The sequence below is a fragment of the Saccharolobus solfataricus genome (genome assembly GCF_900079115.1).
GTDB lineage: Archaea > Thermoproteota > Thermoprotei_A > Sulfolobales > Sulfolobaceae > Saccharolobus > Saccharolobus solfataricus.
In genome coordinates this window covers 286,688-304,765 of the sequence record NZ_LT549890.1, presented here as the reverse complement: position 1 = coordinate 304,765, position 18,078 = coordinate 286,688, and the positions used below count along the sequence as shown (strand labels likewise).

Sequence of the window (18,078 nt, the reverse complement as noted above, 5' to 3'; positions counted from 1 at the left end):
TATTTAATGGAAGTTAGGAGAGTTCAAAAGTTCGGCAAATCTACACTTATGGTTTCGCTACCTGCAGAATGGGTAAAAGAAGTCTCTTTAAGTCCAGGCGAAAGTGTATATCTAGAAGTTGATGAGGATGGTAGTCTAAAAGTATATCCACCGAATCTAAAGGCAGAAAGTAAAGTAAAAGAGATGAAAATAAGTATACAAAACGATAGTGTTCAAGGTGAATTAGTAAGCAGAGTAATATACTCATTATACATCCTAGGCTACGATAGGATAGATATTGAAAGTAAAAGCGGTATCTTTACTGAGGATATACTGAGGAAAGTTAAAGATACAATAAGGAATCTGATTGGATTAGAGATCGTATCGCAGACAACAGATACAATCCAAATACAATCTTTTCTTGATCCTACAAAGTATACTATGAATAATCTAATTAATAGATTATCAAATTCAATAAAACAAATGCTTCACTACCTAGATCTCGGAATAAAAGAATCAAGTAGAACTTTCTTACAAGAAGTAATAGAATTAGAAAGGGAAGTAGATAGACTATATTATCTAGCTTTAAGGCAATTACTATTAGCTCAAATGAATAGGAGCTTAGCCTATATGATAGGTGTTAAAAGAATACAAATAGTGGGAAATAGAATTTTAATAAAGGCAATAGAGGAAGCTGCCGATGAGATAAGTGAGATAGCATTAGATCTATTATCTTTACATCCATCAGATCTTGAGGAAATGAAGAGATTATGGAATAAGATAAATATGTATATAGAACAAACTTCTTCTGTAATTGACCACGCGGTAAAAGTGCTAGCGAAAGAGGATACCATACTAATAAATGAAGTGATGGAAGAATTAAGAACACTAAGAAGAGTATTGATAACTGAGGCTATAATCTCAGAAGAAATGCTTAAAGAGGTCAAATCTCCCAGCCTAATAGCTGTATTGCGAGCGCTTAACTTAAGGTTATATAACGCAATAAGAAGAATGGAGCCAATAACCGAAATAGCATTTAACAGAAGCATAGAGAATCAAAAAGAAATTATAATAACAGGCTAGCTACTCTGCAATTCAGTTAACTGTTTAATCACGTATTCCCTTATTTCTTTTGGAGAAGGTAAAGGTTTTATAATCTTTCCATTTTCCATATATTTTTGCAGTAGAGGCTTACAATCTGAAGAAGGATGTTCTTGGTCCATAAGGGTAATTACATCATTTAGCTTTCCACATCTATATACTTGCTTAGCCCCGGGCCATTTGCCTCTCTTTGTAAAAGGCACCCATTTACCATCAACAAATTTTTCCACTATATCAGCACTGAAATCAACACTTGGAGGAAATGCTATACTCGTTCCAATCCCAAATCCGTCAACAATATCTCGAAGGTTAATTATATCGTCCTCATCTATCCCTCCGCTTGCAAATATCTTAACATGATCATAACCGTGTATCTTTAACGTCCATTTAACCTCCTGAATAATTTTTCTAAAATTCCCTCTTCTACTTGACGGCGTATCTAACCTTATACCATATAATTTCTTACCAAGTAAAGTTGCAGCCTTTAAGGCTTCAGTTCTTTCGTCCTCAAATGTATCAACTAAGGTTATTCTAGGAACTTCAGATCCCATAGCCTCGTCAAAAGCCTTCCAGGCTTTCACGTTATCACCTACAATAAGCATTAGTGCATGAGGCATAGTACCTGAAGGGTCAACTCCTAGATATTCCTTACTCATGGCACCAGAAACTCCATCCATGCCGCCTATATAAGCTGCCCTATCTGCCATAGGGGCTAGTGCAGGATGAAGAGATCTTAAGCCAAAGAAAAATAATGTTTTATCCATTGCAAGAAATTTAAGTCTGGCTGCCTTAGTAGATATGCTAGAATAATGCCTCAATATTCCTAGGAAGGCAGTCTCGTAAATACCAAAATCTAAATAGTTGCCTTCTATTATCATTACCGGTTCTATTTCTTTAAATAAGGTACCTTCTGGCATCGCATAAACGTTCACTGGCACTCCTTCCAACAAATGAAGAACTTCTTCTAAACCAGTAAAAAGAGCCCATTCATAACCTTTAGGTAAACCGTAAGAATGTACTTCCATCCTTACTTTAGCGTCTTTAATCCCAAGATATTCTAGTGTCTTTAATGTTCTTTCAAAATAAATATCTGTGACTTTACCCTCCTTAATCTGCTTAAAATCGGCTATATAAAACTCCATTCGAGATCATATGTTATTAAAAAGGATAAATTTTAAACCTTATATACTACGAATGTAATTGAGTCTTATAATGATAACAGCTGAAATGGTACCTCCAGATCTTTTGATAAAACGGTTAGCAATATATCTAAAGGAGAATGTGAAAACTGTAGATCCACCAGAGTGGGCACTATTAGCTAAAACAGCTAGCTTTAAGGAAAGAGTACCAGATAACGCAGAGGATTGGTGGTATATAAGAGCCGCATCATTACTAAGAAAACTTTACGTTAACTCAATTATTGGAATAGAAAAAACAAGAACAATTTACGGTGGAAGAAAAAGAAGGGGGACTAGACCAGAAAAATTTGTAAAAGCTCCTGGTCATGTAAATAGATTAATATTTCAACAATTAGAAAAAGCTGGGCTAGTCCAAAAAATTAAGAATAAGGGAAGATCTTTAAGTCCTAAAGGAAGGTCATTATTAGATAAATTAGCGTTGGAAATCTTTAAAGAGCTGGCTGAGAATAATACTTCTTTGAAGGTATACTTGGAATAAGGGGTGAAAAGATGTCAACTCCAAACTCATATGATGATGAAGAATTAGAAGAATTATTAAGAAGAAAAGCTGCACAAGAGCAAAAAAGAATAGAAGAAGAGAGAAAGAGAAAAGCAGAATTAGAATCCCAAAAAGAGTCAATCTTAAGAGTAATATTAACACCTGAGGCACGACAGAGGCTAACAAATATAAAATTAGTTAAGCCTGAATTTGCCGAATCGCTGGAAAATCAATTAATTGCACTAGCACAATCTGGAAGAATAAAGATACCAATAACAGATGAGGAATTAAAGCAAATATTGGAACAGATTTCACAACAGAACAGACGTGATTTCAAAATACAAATAAGAGAGAGAGGATGGAAATGAGTAGAAATAAACCAGTAGCTAAGAAATTTAGATTAGCCAAAGCCTTAAAAGCGAACTCTCCAATACCAATATGGATAGTTCTAAAGACTCGTGGAAGAGTTAGATACAATCCCTTAAGGAGAAATTGGAGGAGAAATGATCTAAAGGTGTAAAAAATGAAAGAGAAAGATAATTTTGAAATGATAATTAATTTAAGAAAAATAAAAACTGGAAAGAGAACTGGTAGAAGTAAAAGGGCAGTAAAATTCATAAAAAAGGTTGTAGCAAGACATTTTAACGCGGAGAAGGTAATAATAGATCCACTATTAGCTAAATCAATATCAAAGAACGGAAATGATAAAATAGTAAGTAAAATTAGAGTAGTAGTTAGTAAGATAGAAGAAAAAATATATCTTGTGAGACTAGCTATTAAAAGTAGATGAATCTGCAAAGGTTATCAGTTTTTGGAACAGATAATATAGGAGTCTATATTTATACTAATAATAAATATACAATCATACCTAGAGGATTAGATAGCGAAACAAAAGAAAATATTGCCCAAGTATTAGGAACGGAGTTATTAGAAGCAGAAATATCCAGAAGTTTTCTTTTAGGTATTTTCATAAGCGGTAACGATAACGGAATTCTTTTACCTAAGTCTACAATTGATGATGAATTCAGATTTCTGAAGGAGAATCTAAGGGATTGCAGAGTTGAGATTCTTAATTCAAAAGTTACTGCACTAGGAAATACAATACTGGCAAATAATAAGGCCGCGTTAATCTACCCTGAATTTAATGATATTGAAGAGAAGATAATAAAGGAGACCTTAGGTGTTGAAGATATAAAAAGAGGGAAAATAGCTCAAATGATAACCGTAGGTTCTGTAGGAGTTATAACAAATAAGGGTGGACTAGTACATGTTGATACAAGTGAGAAAGAATTAAAAGAATTGGAAAAATTGTTCGGAGTTAAGATAGATATTGGCACGGTAAATTTTGGAAGTGTATTTATCAAAAGTGGGCTAGTCGCAAACGATAAAGGAACGTTAGTAGGCGCGTCAACTACGGGTCCAGAGATTTTAAGAATTCAAAAAGCATTAGGTGAATGAGATGAGTGGAATAAAATTTTACCTTGTCAAAGGAACTGCACTATTTGGCGAATCCCACTATCCAGAAAAGAGAAAATTTGTAAAGATAGTTAGAGCATTGAATGAAAAACAAGCTATTGAGTACGTTTATTCACATTTTGGCAGCAAGAATAAGATAAAGCGATATAACATAAAAATAGAGCAAATAAGTGAAATAAAGGAAGAAGAAATTCCAGATAGAAGAATAAGAGAATTAGCTAAAGTTGATAAAATTATAATGTGATGAAAGATGAGTCAAGGACAAGGAGGTATAACATTAGACGAATTAATAGCACAAGCAGATTACCTAAAAAGGTACATAGATTCATTGCAGAGAACTCAACTAGAATTGCTAGAGTCGATAAACTCAATAGACTCTGCAAAACAAGCGATAGAGACGATGAAGAGTGGAAATAAAGAAATGTTAGTCTTCATTGATAGAAAAGGATATCTTTTAGCAAAAGTAGGGGGTATAATAGGAGATAAGGTAACTGTTCATTTAGGTTTATCTTATTATGCAGAAGTGGACCTAGACTCAGCTATAAAGATTCTTGATAAGAGAAAGGATGAGATAAGTAAGGCAGCCCAAGATCTAAATAATGAACTTCAAAAAGCTGCTAGTACATATAATCAGATAGTTGACATACTAAATCAAATACAGCAAGCAGCTGCCAGGAGACAACAAGGTGAATAAATTGTTTTGATAAAATAAGGAAAGCTTTTTCTAATTTTGTAGATAAATTAAAGGGAGAGCAAGAAGAGACACAAAAGATCGAACAAAATATCCCTTCTACAGAGACAACTATTAGTAATCAACAGCAGACTAGTAATAACATAACGGATCAATCAGTAACTAGTGAAGTAAAGGAAGAAACTAAAGAAGAGAGGAAGAGTGGTGGAAGTATTTTTGATGTTTTTAGATATAGAGAAATTAAGGAGAAAGATATAGAAGACTTCATAGAGGAATTGAGATATCAGCTACTGGAAAGTGACGTTTCTTTTGAAGTTACTGAGAAAATTCTTGAAGATCTGAAAGAAAACATAATCGGCAAAAAGGTAAAACGAAGCGATGATCTTGAAAGAATAGTAAAGGATTCTCTGAAAAAATCTATCACTGAGATAATAACAAAGAATAATGCCATAAATGTATTAGAAGAAATAAAAAAATCACCAAAACCTTATATAATAATATTTTTCGGAATAAACGGAGTAGGTAAAACTACAACTATTGCGAAATTTGCATATATGCTTAAAAAAAATGGCTTATCGTGTATTATTTCAGCTTCAGATACGTTTAGAGCAGCAGCGCAAGAACAGTTGGAAGTTCATTCAAGAAACTTAGAGATACCTTTAATTAAAGGTAGATATGGAGGTGACCCTGCCTCAGTTGCTTTTGATGCAATACGTGCAGCTAAAAGTAGGGGTATAGATGTAGTCTTAATAGATACTGCTGGAAGAATGCATACTGACACTGATTTAGTGAATGAGCTAAAGAGAGTTGTTAATATTGCAAAGCCAAATCTAAAAATATTAGTTTTAGACTCCCTAGGTGGAAACGATGCATTAGAGCAAGCTAAATACTTCGAAAATAATGTTGGATTCGATCTAGTAATATTAACTAAAGTCGATGCAGATGTAAAAGGCGGTGTAATATTATCGTTAGCTTATGAATTAAATAAGCCTGTTGGATATTTAGGAATAGGTCAGGCTTATGATGATCTAATTCCATTTAATGCCGAATGGTTCATTCAGAGATTATTCAGTTAACTTAAATACCTTAAACCAATTATAAATTACTGTGAGTTCAAATAAGATAATTAACTGGTTCAGAAGGCTTAGAGAGGATTGGAATAGAATAATTACAGTAGCGAGGAAACCGGATAGAAACTTTTTCTCACTTAACCTTAAAGTTACTTTACTAGTATTAGCCGTAGTAGGTGTATTAGCTTACATAATTCAACTTGCGTTGACATTAATTGGGGTGTAATTTTGTGGAAAAACCGAATATGAGAAACTATTATGCTATAAAGGTGGTTGGAGGGCAAGAAATAAATGTAGCTTTAATGCTGGAAGAAAGAATAAAAACTAATAATATTAAAGGAATATACGCAATAATTGTTCCACCCAATTTAAAAGGATATGTAGTTCTAGAGGCAGAGGGTTTACATATAGTTAAACCATTAATTGCTGGGATAAGGAATGCAAGAGGTCTTGCACAAGGTTTACTACCTAGAGATGAAATATTAAAGATTGTATCTAGAAAAACTGTAGGTCCTACTGTAAAACCTGGTGATGTAGTAGAAGTAATTTCTGGTCCCTTTAGGGGTACTCAAGCTCAAGTGATAAGGGTTGAGGAAGCTAAAGGAGAGGTAGTGTTAAATATTTTAGAATCAGCATTTCCATTACAAGTCACAGTTCCTCTAGATCAAATTAAGGTCTCAAAGAGGTGAATAAGGTGCCCATAAAAACAATAAAAATAATGGTAGAAGGAGGTAATGTTAAGCCAGGACCACCATTAGCGCCAACACTTTCGCAGTTAGGGTTAAATGTAGGAGAAGTTGTCAAGAAATTAAATGAGGCTACTAGTAGTTTTAAAGGCATGTCAGTTCCAGTTACTATAGAAGTCGATAGTAGTACTAAAAAATATGAGATAAAAGTCGGAATACCTACTACTACTGCATTATTATTAAAGGAAGCCGGTGCTAGTGAACCATCTGGAGATCCCGCACATAAAAAGATAGGTAATTTATCGTTAGAACAAGTAATTAAAATAGCAATTATGAAAAAACCGGGGTTAACTACTAAATCGTTAAAGGCTGCATTAAAAAGTATGCTAGGTACAGCTAAGTCTATCGGACTAACAGTGGATAATAGAGACCCTAAAGAACTAGTAAAGGAAGTGGAAGAAGGTAAATACGATGATTTATTAGCAAAATATGAGAATGAATGGAATGGGGTGAAAGAGTAAAATGCAAATTGTTGATAGAAGTAATCTTGAAGCTTCTCTTAAGCTAGCACTATCTCCCGAAAACAACCCTAAGAGAAACTTTGTCCAAAGCGTAGAGATAATAGTTACGTTTAAAGAAGTAGACATGAAAAAGGGAGACTTAAAATTAAGAGAAATAGTAGTATTGCCTAAGCCTCCGGAAAAAACAAAGAAAGTTTTAGTAGTCCCAACTATTCAGCAACTAGAGTACGCAAAGAAAGCCGAACCTAACACCATTTTAACCAAAGAAGAATTACAAAAACTTCAAGGGAACAAGAGGGCAATTAAAAAAATAGCTCGTCAAAATGATTGGTTTCTGATAGCCCCAGACTCAATGGCTTTAGTAGGTAGAATATTAGGTCCAGCTTTAGGTCCAAGAGGGAAATTCCCGACTCCATTGCCAAATACTGCAGACATCTCAGAATATATACTACGATTTAAGAGATCAACATTAGTTAAGACGAAAGATCAACCACAAACACAAGTATTTATAGGCACTGAAAGCCAGCAAATTGCAGACTTAGCTGAAAACGCACTAGCAGTACTAAACGTAATAGAATCTAAAGGGTACGCCCAAAAGGTAAGGAATATATATGTAAAAACTACTATGGGTAAGGTAGTAAAAGTAGAGTTAAGGTGAAAAGATTGGCTCTAGCCTTGAAACAGAGAAAAGTTGCCAGTTGGAAGCTTGAAGAAGTCAAGGAATTAACTGAACTTATTAAAAACAGCAATACTATACTAATTGGAAATCTTGAAGGTTTCCCTGCAGATAAATTACATGAAATTAGGAAGAAATTAAGAGGAAAAGCCACAATAAAAGTAACTAAAAATACTTTATTCAAGATAGCTGCCAAAAATGCTGGTATAGATATAGAAAAGCTTGAGCAATATTTAACTGGTCCAAACGTTTTCATATTCACTAAAGATAATCCATTCATAACTAACATGTTCTTTGAAAATTATAAATTAAGAAGGTACGCCATGCCAGGCGATAAGGCTGAAGAAGAAGTTGTAATTCCAGCTGGAGATACTGGGATGCCTGCAGGACCAATATTAAGCGTATTTGGAAAGCTAAAGGTACAAACTAAGGTACAAGATGGTAAGGTACACGTAGTAAAAGATACAGTAGTAGCGAAACCTGGTGATGTAATCCCTGCAGAGGCCTTACCAATTTTACAGAAACTTGGAATAATGCCAGTATATGTAAAATTAAAGATAAAAGTAGCGTATCATGAAGGTTTAGTAATTCCCGCTGAAAGTCTAAAACTTGATTTAGAAGGTTATAGGAGTAATATAACTGAAGCTTATAGGAACGCATTCACTCTTGCAGTAGAGATAGCGTATCCAACTCCAGATGTATTAAAGTTTACAATTAGTAAGGTATTTAAGAATGCGATCGCACTAGCATCTGAGATAGGCTACATTACACCAGAATCAGCCCAAGCGGTAATATCTAAAGCTGTAGCTAAAGCATATGCATTAGCTACCGCGATCGGCGGAAAAGTAGATTTAGGAGTACAGTTACCTACAGTACAACAGAGCCAGAGCCAACAACCTGCTGCAGAAGAGAAGAAAGAAGAAAAGAAAGAAGAAGAAAAGAAAGGACCAAGCGAAGAAGAAATTGCAAGCGGACTTGCATCCTTATTTGGATGATAAAAATTTATATAACCTAAGACAAAAATGTGGAGTGTGAATAAGAATGGAGTACATATATGCGAGTCTCCTATTACATTCAGCTAAGAAGGAAATAAGTGAAGATGCTCTAAAGAATGTACTAACTGCAGCTGGTATAAGTGTAGATGAGGTAAGATTAAAAGCCGTAGTAGCTGCATTAAAAGAAGTAAATATTGATGAAGTACTAAAGAATGCTGCAGCTATGCCGGTAGCAGTAGCTGCACAACCACAAGCAACTCAAGCACAACCTGCTGCAGAAGAGAAGAAAGAAGAAAAGAAAGAAGAAGAAAAGAAAGGACCAAGCGAAGAAGAAATTGCAAGCGGGTTAGCCTCACTATTCGGCTAAAATTCTTACAAAGGATAATAAAAGTAACACTTTTTCCGAGAAATAGTCACATTTTAAATTTGTTTTTATAATACAGAATTTAATTTATGGATTAGTCCCTTCCTCATGGAAATCTTAAATGAAATCTTAATGGCTATTTGTTTTAGAATCTAAATTACGAGAGGAGTCAGTTTTTAAGCTTTAGATACTTTTCTTTTTATTGTATGAAAGCTAGTGAAGAGGAGTACAAACTAAATTTTTTTATCAAAAATGATTTTAAGCGAAAAATATGCAAATCATGCCAAACACCATTTTGGACCAAGGACGATAAAAAAGAATATTGTTCAGATATACCTTGTACTGATTATTATTTTTTTGACATAAATATAAAAAGCCAACCATTAACAGTTAAGGAAGCCAGGGAGAAATTCCTTTCATTCTTTGAGAAGAGAGGACATACAAGGATACCTCCTAAACCAGTTTTGGCTAGATGGAGAGAGGACTTATACTTAACAATAGCGAGCATTGTTGACTTTCAGCCCCATGTGACTAGCGGCTTAGTTCCTCCACCCGCAAATCCCCTAGTGGTTTCACAACCTTCAATAAGATTAGAAGATATAGATAATGTGGGAGTAACGTTTGGAAGGCATTTAACTACGTTCGAAATGGCCGCACATCATGCCTTCAACTATCCAGATCGTTATGTGTATTGGAAGGACGAAACGACAGCATATGCCACAGAATTCTTCACAAAGGAGTTAGGAATACCAGAAGAGGAATTAAACTTCAAAGAGTCGTGGTGGGAAGGAGGAGGAAACGCCGGACCTTGCCTAGAAGTTACAGTAGGTGGATTAGAGTTAGCAACATTAGTATTTATGCAATATAAGATAACTGATAATGGTGATTACATTCCACTGAAATTAAAAATTGTAGATACCGGGTATGGTGTGGAAAGGATTGCATGGGTAACACAAAAGACTCCCTCTGCATTTCATGCGATATATGGTAATTTAGTATACAAATTCTTTGACAAAATAGGAGTAGCTTACATAGATGAGACACTACTAAAAGTAGCATCTAGATTTGCTGGTAAGATAGACCCAGATAACCCAGATACTATAAAAATTCATAGACAAATGGTTAGCAAGGAATTAGGAATTGATATCAAGAATGTTGAAGAAGAATTAGATAGGGCAGCTAAGGTATTTCAGATCTTAGACCATACGAAAACAATAATGCTAATGCTAGCTGATGGTCTAGTTCCTTCCAACTCTGGTGAAGGATATCTTGGCAGACTCGTTATAAGAAGAGCCTTAAAAGTACTAAGATTACTCAAATCGGATGTAAGACTGTATGAACTAGTAAAAGAGCAAATAGGCTTCTGGAAAGAAGATTTTCCGCAAGTATTAAAGAATAAAGATTACATATTAGACGCAGTGGAACTAGAACAACAGAGATTTGAGAAGATTTTGGAAAAAGTTCCATCTATAGCCTCAACTTTAGCTAGAAAGAGCGAAATTACAACAGAAGACTTAATACAAGTTTACGATTCTAATGGCGTTCCCCCGGATCTACTAGAAGAGGAACTAAAGAAAAAGAGAGTAAAATTTGAACTACCGCGTAACTTTTACGCATTAGTAGCTAAGAGACACCAAACCTCAACAATCAAAAACGTATATGATAAGGTTAAGTTGCCCAAGGATTTATTAGAATATATTACTACACTACAACCAACTGAAAAATTATACTATAAAGACCAGTATATGAGATCTTTTGAAGGAAAAGTGTTGGGAATCTATAAGAACTACTTGATTTTAGATAAGACCACATTTTATCCAGAGGGAGGAGGCCAATTAGGTGATACTGGCCTCATAATTGATGAAAAAAGTAGTAAAAGATATGAAGTTGTAGATACGCAGAAAGTAAACGATGTGATAATACATGTACTAAAGGAGGAGCCATCAACAATAAAGGTTGGAGATAATGTAAGAGGGGAAATTAATTGGGAAAGAAGGTATCGTTTAATGAGACATCACACAGTAACACACGTAATACTTGCAGCCGCTAAAAAAGTATTAGGTGACCATATATGGCAAGCTGGAGCTGAAAAAACGCCAGAAAAGGGAAGACTAGATATTACTCATCATAAAGCTTTAACTGAGGAAGAAGTTAAGCTAATAGAGAATTACGCAAATAGTGTAATATCAGATAGAAGACCAGTTAAACCTTTAGAAATGAACAGAATGGAAGCTGAAATGAAATATGGAGTATCGATATATGAGGGTGGAGTACCTAATTCTGCAACAATCAGATTATTGGAGATAAAGGACTGGGATATAGAGAGTTGTGGAGGAACTCATGTAAGTAATACTAGTGAGATAGGAGCCGTGAAAATAATTAACGTGGAGAGAATACAAGATGGTATAATAAGACTTGAATATGTTGCGGGACCAGCGTTAGTTGACTATATTAGGGAAACTGAAGCAAAAATTGCTGAAGCTTCGAAAATAATAGGTACTTCTCCAGATCAACTACCTAGCAGATTGAGAAGAATACTTAATGAAGTTGAGAAAAAAAATAATTTAATAATCCAATATAGAAGAATAGTTGAAACTGAATTGCTAAATAGTCTGAAGCCTTACGAAATTAACGGTAATAAAATATATATCATAGAGGGATTAAATGACGAGGAGGAAAACAAGGAGATACTAAGAAAATTAACTTCCACAGATAATACTATTGCAATATCCATCTCTGATAATAGATTACAAATTGCCACGTCTAAAAATATGAGAGTAGATAAGATAGTAGAAGAATTACTAAAGGGAGGAGGAAAAGGAGGAGGAAAAGGTACATTTGCAAACGTAATTCTAAGTAGTAAAAAGAGTAAAGAAGAAATAATAGATATAGTAAGAAAATCGCTATAAGAGAATATTATGTATTTCACAGATGTTTTTAGGGAGGCTTATTTGGATTATAAATATTTTTTAAATAGAGACTATTCTAGAAAGGTTGTCCTTGATATAATAGCTGCTAAATACAACTTATCTAGCTTAGAACGACTCTTATTATATCGCTGCGTACATTCCGATAAGGAAATAGAAATAATTAAAGGAAAAATAAACAACGAAGAAAGAGAAGTTGTATTGGACGGATATAATTTAGCTTTAACACTAATTTCTGCGATAAATAATGACGAGTTATATCTATGTGATGATGGATTCCTTAGAGATCTAGGTTTAGGAAGACACAAATCTAGTGAGATAATATCCGATACATTGATACTAATTTCTGAATATTGTGAGAAATATAGAATAAAATGTGAAATAATACTTGATAAACAGTTAAGTAAAAGTGGCGAAATAACAAGTAAATTAAGGAAAAAAGGAATAGAAATAAGAACTGTTAACAAGGCTGATAAAGAGATAATAATTTCAAATAAAGCTGTTTATAGTAACGATTTCGTAATTCTGTTCAAATCACAAAAAATTTCTACTATCTTAAACACGATATTTTTCGAAAGCACGTTTAAGATACTTAAGGGACCTTGGATTGCTAATCTTGAAGAAAAACTTTAATGGGATTATAGTAATCTAATAATTGGACCCGTAGCTCAGCCAGGATGGAGCGCCGGCCTCCTAACTTTCGGAAGAAAGCCGGTGGTCGCGGGTTCGAATCCCGCCGGGTCCGCACATTCTCATAATGTGTTTAAAACTGAAACCTTAACCTTTTAAGGTGAAGGAAGCCAGAGCTTATTACTTTCTGCTGTGAAAATCTCCATAATATAGTACGAATCTTTTATTTAGCAATATCGAACTCTAGTGATATGTGAAAAATACATAAAACTGTAATTATAATAATTACTGATACTGAAATGTATAAGTAGACTATACTTACATGGTACTTAATTTTAAATTTGAACTGAAAAGTATATATCTTGATTGAAATGTTAGGAATAAAAATACCACTAAGGAAAACCACCATACTACCAGTATTAAGCTTTACATTATCTTCCTACTTCCTTACTAATTTCATTTTTTATCTACAATATACAGATTATACGGGCTTAGTGGAGTTTTTATTAATAGGTGCCCCATTTATAGGAAGAGCGATAACTCCAATAACATATCCTTTTCTGATGTCAAGAATAAATATTGAGAGAATAACTTATCTCTCATTAGGAAATATGGCTATTTTGGATATATTAGAATTCTTTATGGGAACAGACACCCTTGCACTAATTCTATTAAGAGTTGCAACTGGAATTCTATTCGGCCTGGCTACATCAGCAGCAGTAGAACTTGCAACTCAGAGTAGGAGCAAAATAATTATGGGAATGACAATGGGTGGATGGGCATTAGGATGGATACTATCCGCACTCATGTCATTTCTAATGGGAAAAATGGTACTTATAACAAGCTCTTTTTCATTAGTATTTTTCTTGCTAATCAAGAGATCTAATATTGATAAGAAATTATTCTCTAATTCTGGAAGTATAAGTATAGCGTTCTCGTGGAAAGCATTGTTAATATTTTTACTAGGATTTGAGCCAGCATATATATTACAGCTAATTCCTTCCCTATTAGGAGAGAATAATGCAATAGAAGAAACGATAATCGCGTATTCTATTTCATTTATAGCGTATATAATTCTACCAAGTATCGGAAACATTAGAATTTCATCATTACTGACTTCTCTGATGATCGGAATTTTGGGATTTACATCATTTATTACGCTTAAAGCATGGATGTTCATACCTTTTACAGTACTGGGATTGGGTCTTAATTCATTGTTGCCTATTATAATTAAATTAATGAAAGTTGAAGTAACAAAAATAGGGCCTAGTATGAACCTAGCCTCATTAAGTGGATTTCTAATACCTTCTTTAGTTAGTATTGGAGATATAGAAATAAACTCAGCAATATTAACTCTAATATCCTCAATTTCACTTGGAGCAATAGTATACAAAAATCTTAAGATTACAGCCTAGATCTAACCGTAATTAAGAATTTTATTTTAAATGCAAGTAACTAGATTTGGGTAAAAACTTTTTAAATAAGTTTCAACTTTCTTCTCGATCCAAAATGGCAGACATGAAAACTATTGCATTCTCTATAGTAGCAGTAGTTTTAATTGTAATAGCAGCTATAGGTTTTTATGAATATTCAGTAGCAAACTCGAGATACACTAGCGCATATAATGAGTATCAGAGTGTAGATAGTCAATACATGGCATTGCAAGGAAATTATACTAAATTAAATCAAACATATTCACAACTAGCTTCCCAATACAAACTACTAGAAGGCATGTATAATGCAGTATTAACAGAAGCTAAGAATAATTACACCTTATACAGGCAAGCGGAAACAAACTATACTTATTATAAGACCTTATATGAACAGATGTTACAGCAAATAAGCAAATTAAACGTTTCGGGATATAAACCTGGCGCAGCTCTATCTGCAGTATTACAGTTCTATGACGGCATAGCGATAGAATCTCCCTCAGATGTTGTTCCTTTGTTAGCATCTAACTTTACTGCGTATATAATGGGACAGCCATTTGCCGGAACATATAACTTAACCACATTTAATACAACTTGGCTAGCTAACTTCTTCGGAACTTATGAGACAGTATACTTCTACACCACAGCATTACCTACTGTAACACAAATTAATGGAAATACGTTCAATGTAACTGACGTTGTACAATACTTTGTAGCACCTACCGCTGATCCAGTATATTTACAAGTATTTAATGCTAGCAATACTATAATAGTACAATACATTCACGGAGTTCCGGAAATTACTGAATTAATATGGAAAGGAAACGAGGTACCTCCATCAGCTGTAATTACAGGATATCCATCTCAACACTTAATACAAGCAAATCAAGTGCTTGATGAATTCTTGTCACAGATGAACGCATTAGGAGCAGAATTTCCAGGCAGTACAATAGCACAAAATTTTGCTCCAAATGCACAATTAGTGTTAATTGGACAATTACCTCCGGTATTTAAAGCGGGAACTTATACTGGAGTTTCTAGTATAACAAACGTTTTCAACACTTGGGATCAATACTTTATCTTTGCCTTAACATATGTCCAAAATCTATTACCCAATGGGACAGCTGTACCACCAATAGTTAAAGTGTATCTATCTCCATCGAATGCTACAGCCGAAGTCATAGCCAACGATACTGTATTTTTTGGATTCGTAAATCAAGGTCAACCTAATTTCCCAATGATATATGATATTCATGTTGCAATAACCGCATATTTCGTTTATAATATCACTACTGCAAGCTGGCAAATAACTAAGGAAATTTGGAACTCAACAGAAGTCAATGCATTATCAGATACGGTTTACTATAATCTCAATGAACCAATAATGAAGGTTAGTGGGATAGATACAGTAACTATAAATGCCAGTAGCGGTCAAGGATATACATTACAAGTTGGCAATGTAATGGTTATAGTAAAACCAGATACCTATGCGGAATTAGCGAATGGTACAATGTTATCTGTATACAATTTCTCATTAGTAACCTTTAGCCTTGAAGCCATATATTCACCACCGACTGCACCTAACCTAACGCCATTATATGCGTTTGCATTCGCTGTAAACAACCAGATAACGCCAGCTATTTCGTTAGTAACTATGAGCAATGGAAAAGTTATAGCTCAACCACCAATAACAGTTGTATGGGCTCCAAATACTTGGACCTCTTGGACTTGGTTTGGTGGAACATTTAATGGAACTGCATACATAGGTGGAAGCTACAAGTTTGTGGACCATTGGTTATATGGTAATGGAGTAATGGTTAATGTACAGTTCTTCAAGCCAGTTATATGGATATTCGAGTCATCAGAAACGCCAGTTGCCCAAACACCCAAACCAGTACAAGTAAGTGTAAGTAGCGTATATGGTCTGACTCCAGTAAATGTGTATAGTTACGAAATAAATGGTACCCAAGGAGGGGTAGCAGTAGCTGGCAATATGATTGTCACAATACAGCCAAACACTAAAATAGTTACACCTAGTGGAAATCTGAGTGTATTTAACTTCTCAATAGTGTTTTATAATCCTGCAAATGCAGGGAATGCACCGAATGGACAAGTCCCAATACTAGCTTTCGCCTATGCAATAAACGGAAATGTCACATTTAGTTACTCATCAGTGAACTCAATTACCGGTCTTGCTAATCCATTTATAACTGTAATATTAACGCCAAGTCAAAACGTGTCAATGTGGACATGGGGAGCAAAAGGCTATATATTTAAGGATCCGATAATAGTTGGAAATGGTATAGTAATAAACTTAACATTCTTTAAACCAGTACCATGGATACTGACGGCACCAGAAATTTCTTCTTCATCTAGCACACCAATGACCTCGTCATCCTCAACTTCTACTACAACAACTTCCACCTCTAGTCCTTACTGGGGATAAGTCTAAAGATATAACTTGTCTCATGGAAGATAACCTTATTTTTCTTTATATCCTCTCTTTTATATTATGATAATTATAACATCCATTAATAATAATCTCATAGAAGGCTTTGTGGGTGCTAGATGTGTAGCAGGGTACTATAAGGTAAGGATAAAAATTGATGGCTTTAAAATAATTTATTCTGAGTGCGAATGCGGACAAAAATTTTGTAGGCACGCAATACAACTATTTATGCACTACATGAGAGTGAGGGATCATGTTAGTAATTATAAGACCATCAGGTGAAATTGCACTTAAATCGCCAAGGTCTAGGAGGAATTTTGAGTATACATTAATCAATAATATAAGAAATACTATAGGAGGAGGGAAAATATGGAGATCACAAGGAGTAATCCTATTAGAAGTTAACGATAATAACGCGAACATAGAGGCACTTAGCGAGGTATTCGGTATATCGTCTTTCTCGCCAGTAATAGCAATTAAATCAAATAATTTGGAAGATATAGTTAACAAAGCTAAAGAAATTTTTGCGGAGATAGTTAAAGGCAAAATTTTCGCAGTAAGAGCAAAAAGAATAGGATCTCACAGTTTTACTAGCCTAGATGTTGAAAGAAGAGCTGGTGAAGCTTTATATCCATATTCTAAAGGAGTAGATCTAGAGAACCCTGAAGTTGAGATATTTATAGAAATTAGAAATGAGATGACGTACTTCTATCATAAGGTTATTAAAGGACCGAAGGGTTTACCGGTCGGTGTTGCAGGGAAGACAGTTGTGTTGTTTTCTGGTGGCATTGATTCACCTGTAGCCACATGGATGATGATGAAAAGAGGGTCAGTTCCCATTATTTTAAACTTCAATTTGGGCGGAGACCTACATAAGGAGTTAGTATTAAAAGAATTAAATATGCTTAAAAGATGGAGTGGAGGACATAAATTAAAAATATTTATCGTAAAGGGTACAGATGTGTTTATTAAGTTATCGCAAGTTGAGAGAAGAAGCCGTGTAGTCATGTTAAAGAGAGTGATGTATAAAACGGCTGAAAAGCTGTGCGAAAAAACGAATGCTAAATCGATTACCACCGGGGAATCACTTTCGCAAGTATCGTCACAAACTATGGCTAATTTATACGTAACTGAATATGGGATAAAGTATCCTATTTTTAGACCTCTAATTGGATTTGATAAGGAAGAAATCGTTGACATCGCAAGGAAAATTGGAACTTACAAACACTCAATAAAACTTCCAGAATATTGCGCAATCTCAACTAAAGCTAGGACCTCTGAGGATCTTAATGAAATATTAAAGAATGAAGAGAGGCTAAATGTTGATTACGAGAAGATACTTGAAAACTCGGAGGTAATTGAATTATGATCAGTCCTCACACGCGCACATCATTTATCAGTCCGGG

Annotated in this window: 21 protein-coding genes and 1 tRNA gene; 21 read left to right on the top strand and 1 reads right to left on the bottom strand. The window is 34.4% G+C overall.

The genetic code is table 11. The features are described from left to right. Positions 1-6 precede the first annotated feature (6 nt). Entirely contained in the window at positions 7-1,062 is a 1,056-nt protein-coding gene (locus SSOP1_RS01775; RefSeq protein WP_009990653.1) for a phosphate signaling complex PhoU family protein, read from the top strand. On the opposite strand, the gene SSOP1_RS01770 is transcribed toward SSOP1_RS01775, so the two are convergent. Further along, entirely contained in the window at positions 1,059-2,222 is a 1,164-nt protein-coding gene (locus tag SSOP1_RS01770) for a nicotinate phosphoribosyltransferase (protein WP_009990652.1), read from the bottom strand. The genes SSOP1_RS01775 and SSOP1_RS01770 overlap by 4 nt on opposite strands. Positions 2,223-2,292: 70 nt before the next feature. Here SSOP1_RS01770 and SSOP1_RS01765 point away from each other — a divergent pair, with 70 nt between their 5' ends. The 20 genes from SSOP1_RS01765 to thiI all read left to right on the top strand — a co-directional run bounded on the left by SSOP1_RS01765 (position 2,293) and on the right by thiI (position 18,041). Continuing rightward, on the top strand, positions 2,293-2,757 hold the full coding sequence (locus tag SSOP1_RS01765) for a 30S ribosomal protein S19e (RefSeq protein ID WP_009990651.1): 465 nt from the start codon (positions 2,293-2,295) through the stop codon (positions 2,755-2,757). 11 nt (positions 2,758-2,768) lie between these two features. After that, the gene (locus tag SSOP1_RS01760; RefSeq protein WP_009990649.1) at positions 2,769-3,125 is read left to right on the top strand and encodes a DNA-binding protein; all 357 of its coding nucleotides are present in this window, start codon (positions 2,769-2,771) and stop codon (positions 3,123-3,125) included. Beyond that, positions 3,122-3,277, top strand: a complete 156-nt coding sequence (locus SSOP1_RS01755) for a 50S ribosomal protein L39e (protein WP_009990648.1) — start codon at positions 3,122-3,124, stop codon at positions 3,275-3,277. Before SSOP1_RS01760 ends, SSOP1_RS01755 begins: the two co-directional genes overlap by 4 nt. Positions 3,278-3,280: 3 nt before the next feature. After that, positions 3,281-3,547: a 50S ribosomal protein L31e gene (locus SSOP1_RS01750; RefSeq protein ID WP_009990647.1), complete on the top strand. Its 267-nt coding sequence runs from the start codon at positions 3,281-3,283 to the stop codon at positions 3,545-3,547. Continuing rightward, positions 3,544-4,215, top strand: coding sequence for a translation initiation factor IF-6 (locus tag SSOP1_RS01745; RefSeq protein WP_009990645.1), 672 nt, complete (start codon positions 3,544-3,546; stop codon positions 4,213-4,215). The genes SSOP1_RS01750 and SSOP1_RS01745 overlap by 4 nt, the downstream gene beginning before the upstream one ends. A gap of 1 nt (position 4,216) precedes the next feature. Beyond that, on the top strand, positions 4,217-4,477 hold the full coding sequence (gene rpl18a, locus SSOP1_RS01740) for a 50S ribosomal protein L18Ae (protein ID WP_009990642.1): 261 nt from the start codon (positions 4,217-4,219) through the stop codon (positions 4,475-4,477). A 6-nt stretch (positions 4,478-4,483) separates the two neighbouring features. Then, positions 4,484-4,927 (top strand): prefoldin subunit alpha, encoded by a 444-nt coding sequence (gene pfdA / locus SSOP1_RS01735; protein WP_009990641.1) that lies wholly within the window; start codon positions 4,484-4,486, stop codon positions 4,925-4,927. A gap of 140 nt (positions 4,928-5,067) precedes the next feature. After that, positions 5,068-6,000: a signal recognition particle-docking protein FtsY gene (gene ftsY, locus SSOP1_RS01730; RefSeq protein WP_029552549.1), complete on the top strand. Its 933-nt coding sequence runs from the start codon at positions 5,068-5,070 to the stop codon at positions 5,998-6,000. Between the two features lie 31 nt (positions 6,001-6,031). Next, positions 6,032-6,220, top strand: coding sequence for a protein translocase SEC61 complex subunit gamma (locus SSOP1_RS01725; RefSeq protein ID WP_009990639.1), 189 nt, complete (start codon positions 6,032-6,034; stop codon positions 6,218-6,220). A gap of 4 nt (positions 6,221-6,224) precedes the next feature. Then, positions 6,225-6,683: a transcription elongation factor Spt5 gene (locus SSOP1_RS01720; protein WP_009990638.1), complete on the top strand. Its 459-nt coding sequence runs from the start codon at positions 6,225-6,227 to the stop codon at positions 6,681-6,683. 5 nt (positions 6,684-6,688) lie between these two features. Next, positions 6,689-7,201 (top strand): 50S ribosomal protein L11, encoded by a 513-nt coding sequence (locus tag SSOP1_RS01715; protein WP_009990636.1) that lies wholly within the window; start codon positions 6,689-6,691, stop codon positions 7,199-7,201. Between the two features lies 1 nt (position 7,202). Further along, a complete protein-coding gene (locus SSOP1_RS01710; RefSeq protein WP_009990633.1) occupies positions 7,203-7,859 on the top strand; it encodes a 50S ribosomal protein L1 in 657 nt (218 codons plus the stop codon). Then, the gene (locus SSOP1_RS01705) at positions 7,856-8,872 is read left to right on the top strand and encodes a 50S ribosomal protein L10 (RefSeq protein ID WP_009990632.1); all 1,017 of its coding nucleotides are present in this window, start codon (positions 7,856-7,858) and stop codon (positions 8,870-8,872) included. Before SSOP1_RS01710 ends, SSOP1_RS01705 begins: the two co-directional genes overlap by 4 nt. Before the next feature lie 46 nt (positions 8,873-8,918). Beyond that, positions 8,919-9,239, top strand: coding sequence for a 50S ribosomal protein P1 (gene rpl12p / locus SSOP1_RS01700; RefSeq protein WP_009990630.1), 321 nt, complete (start codon positions 8,919-8,921; stop codon positions 9,237-9,239). A 203-nt stretch (positions 9,240-9,442) separates the two neighbouring features. Beyond that, entirely contained in the window at positions 9,443-12,145 is a 2,703-nt protein-coding gene (gene alaS, locus SSOP1_RS01695) for an alanine--tRNA ligase (protein WP_009990629.1), read from the top strand. 9 nt (positions 12,146-12,154) lie between these two features. Continuing rightward, entirely contained in the window at positions 12,155-12,796 is a 642-nt protein-coding gene (locus SSOP1_RS01690) for a DUF434 domain-containing protein (protein ID WP_009990628.1), read from the top strand. 24 nt (positions 12,797-12,820) lie between these two features. After that, a tRNA-Arg gene (locus tag SSOP1_RS01685) sits at positions 12,821-12,908 on the top strand. Positions 12,909-13,164: 256 nt separating this feature from the next. After that, the gene (locus SSOP1_RS01680; RefSeq protein WP_009990627.1) at positions 13,165-14,208 is read left to right on the top strand and encodes a hypothetical protein; all 1,044 of its coding nucleotides are present in this window, start codon (positions 13,165-13,167) and stop codon (positions 14,206-14,208) included. A gap of 94 nt (positions 14,209-14,302) precedes the next feature. Then, complete coding sequence (locus SSOP1_RS01675) at positions 14,303-16,669, top strand: hypothetical protein (protein ID WP_009990626.1); 2,367 nt, start codon at positions 14,303-14,305, stop codon at positions 16,667-16,669. A 256-nt stretch (positions 16,670-16,925) separates the two neighbouring features. Then, a complete protein-coding gene (gene thiI / locus SSOP1_RS01665; RefSeq protein ID WP_009990625.1) occupies positions 16,926-18,041 on the top strand; it encodes a tRNA uracil 4-sulfurtransferase ThiI in 1,116 nt (371 codons plus the stop codon). Positions 18,042-18,078: the final 37 nt, after the last annotated feature.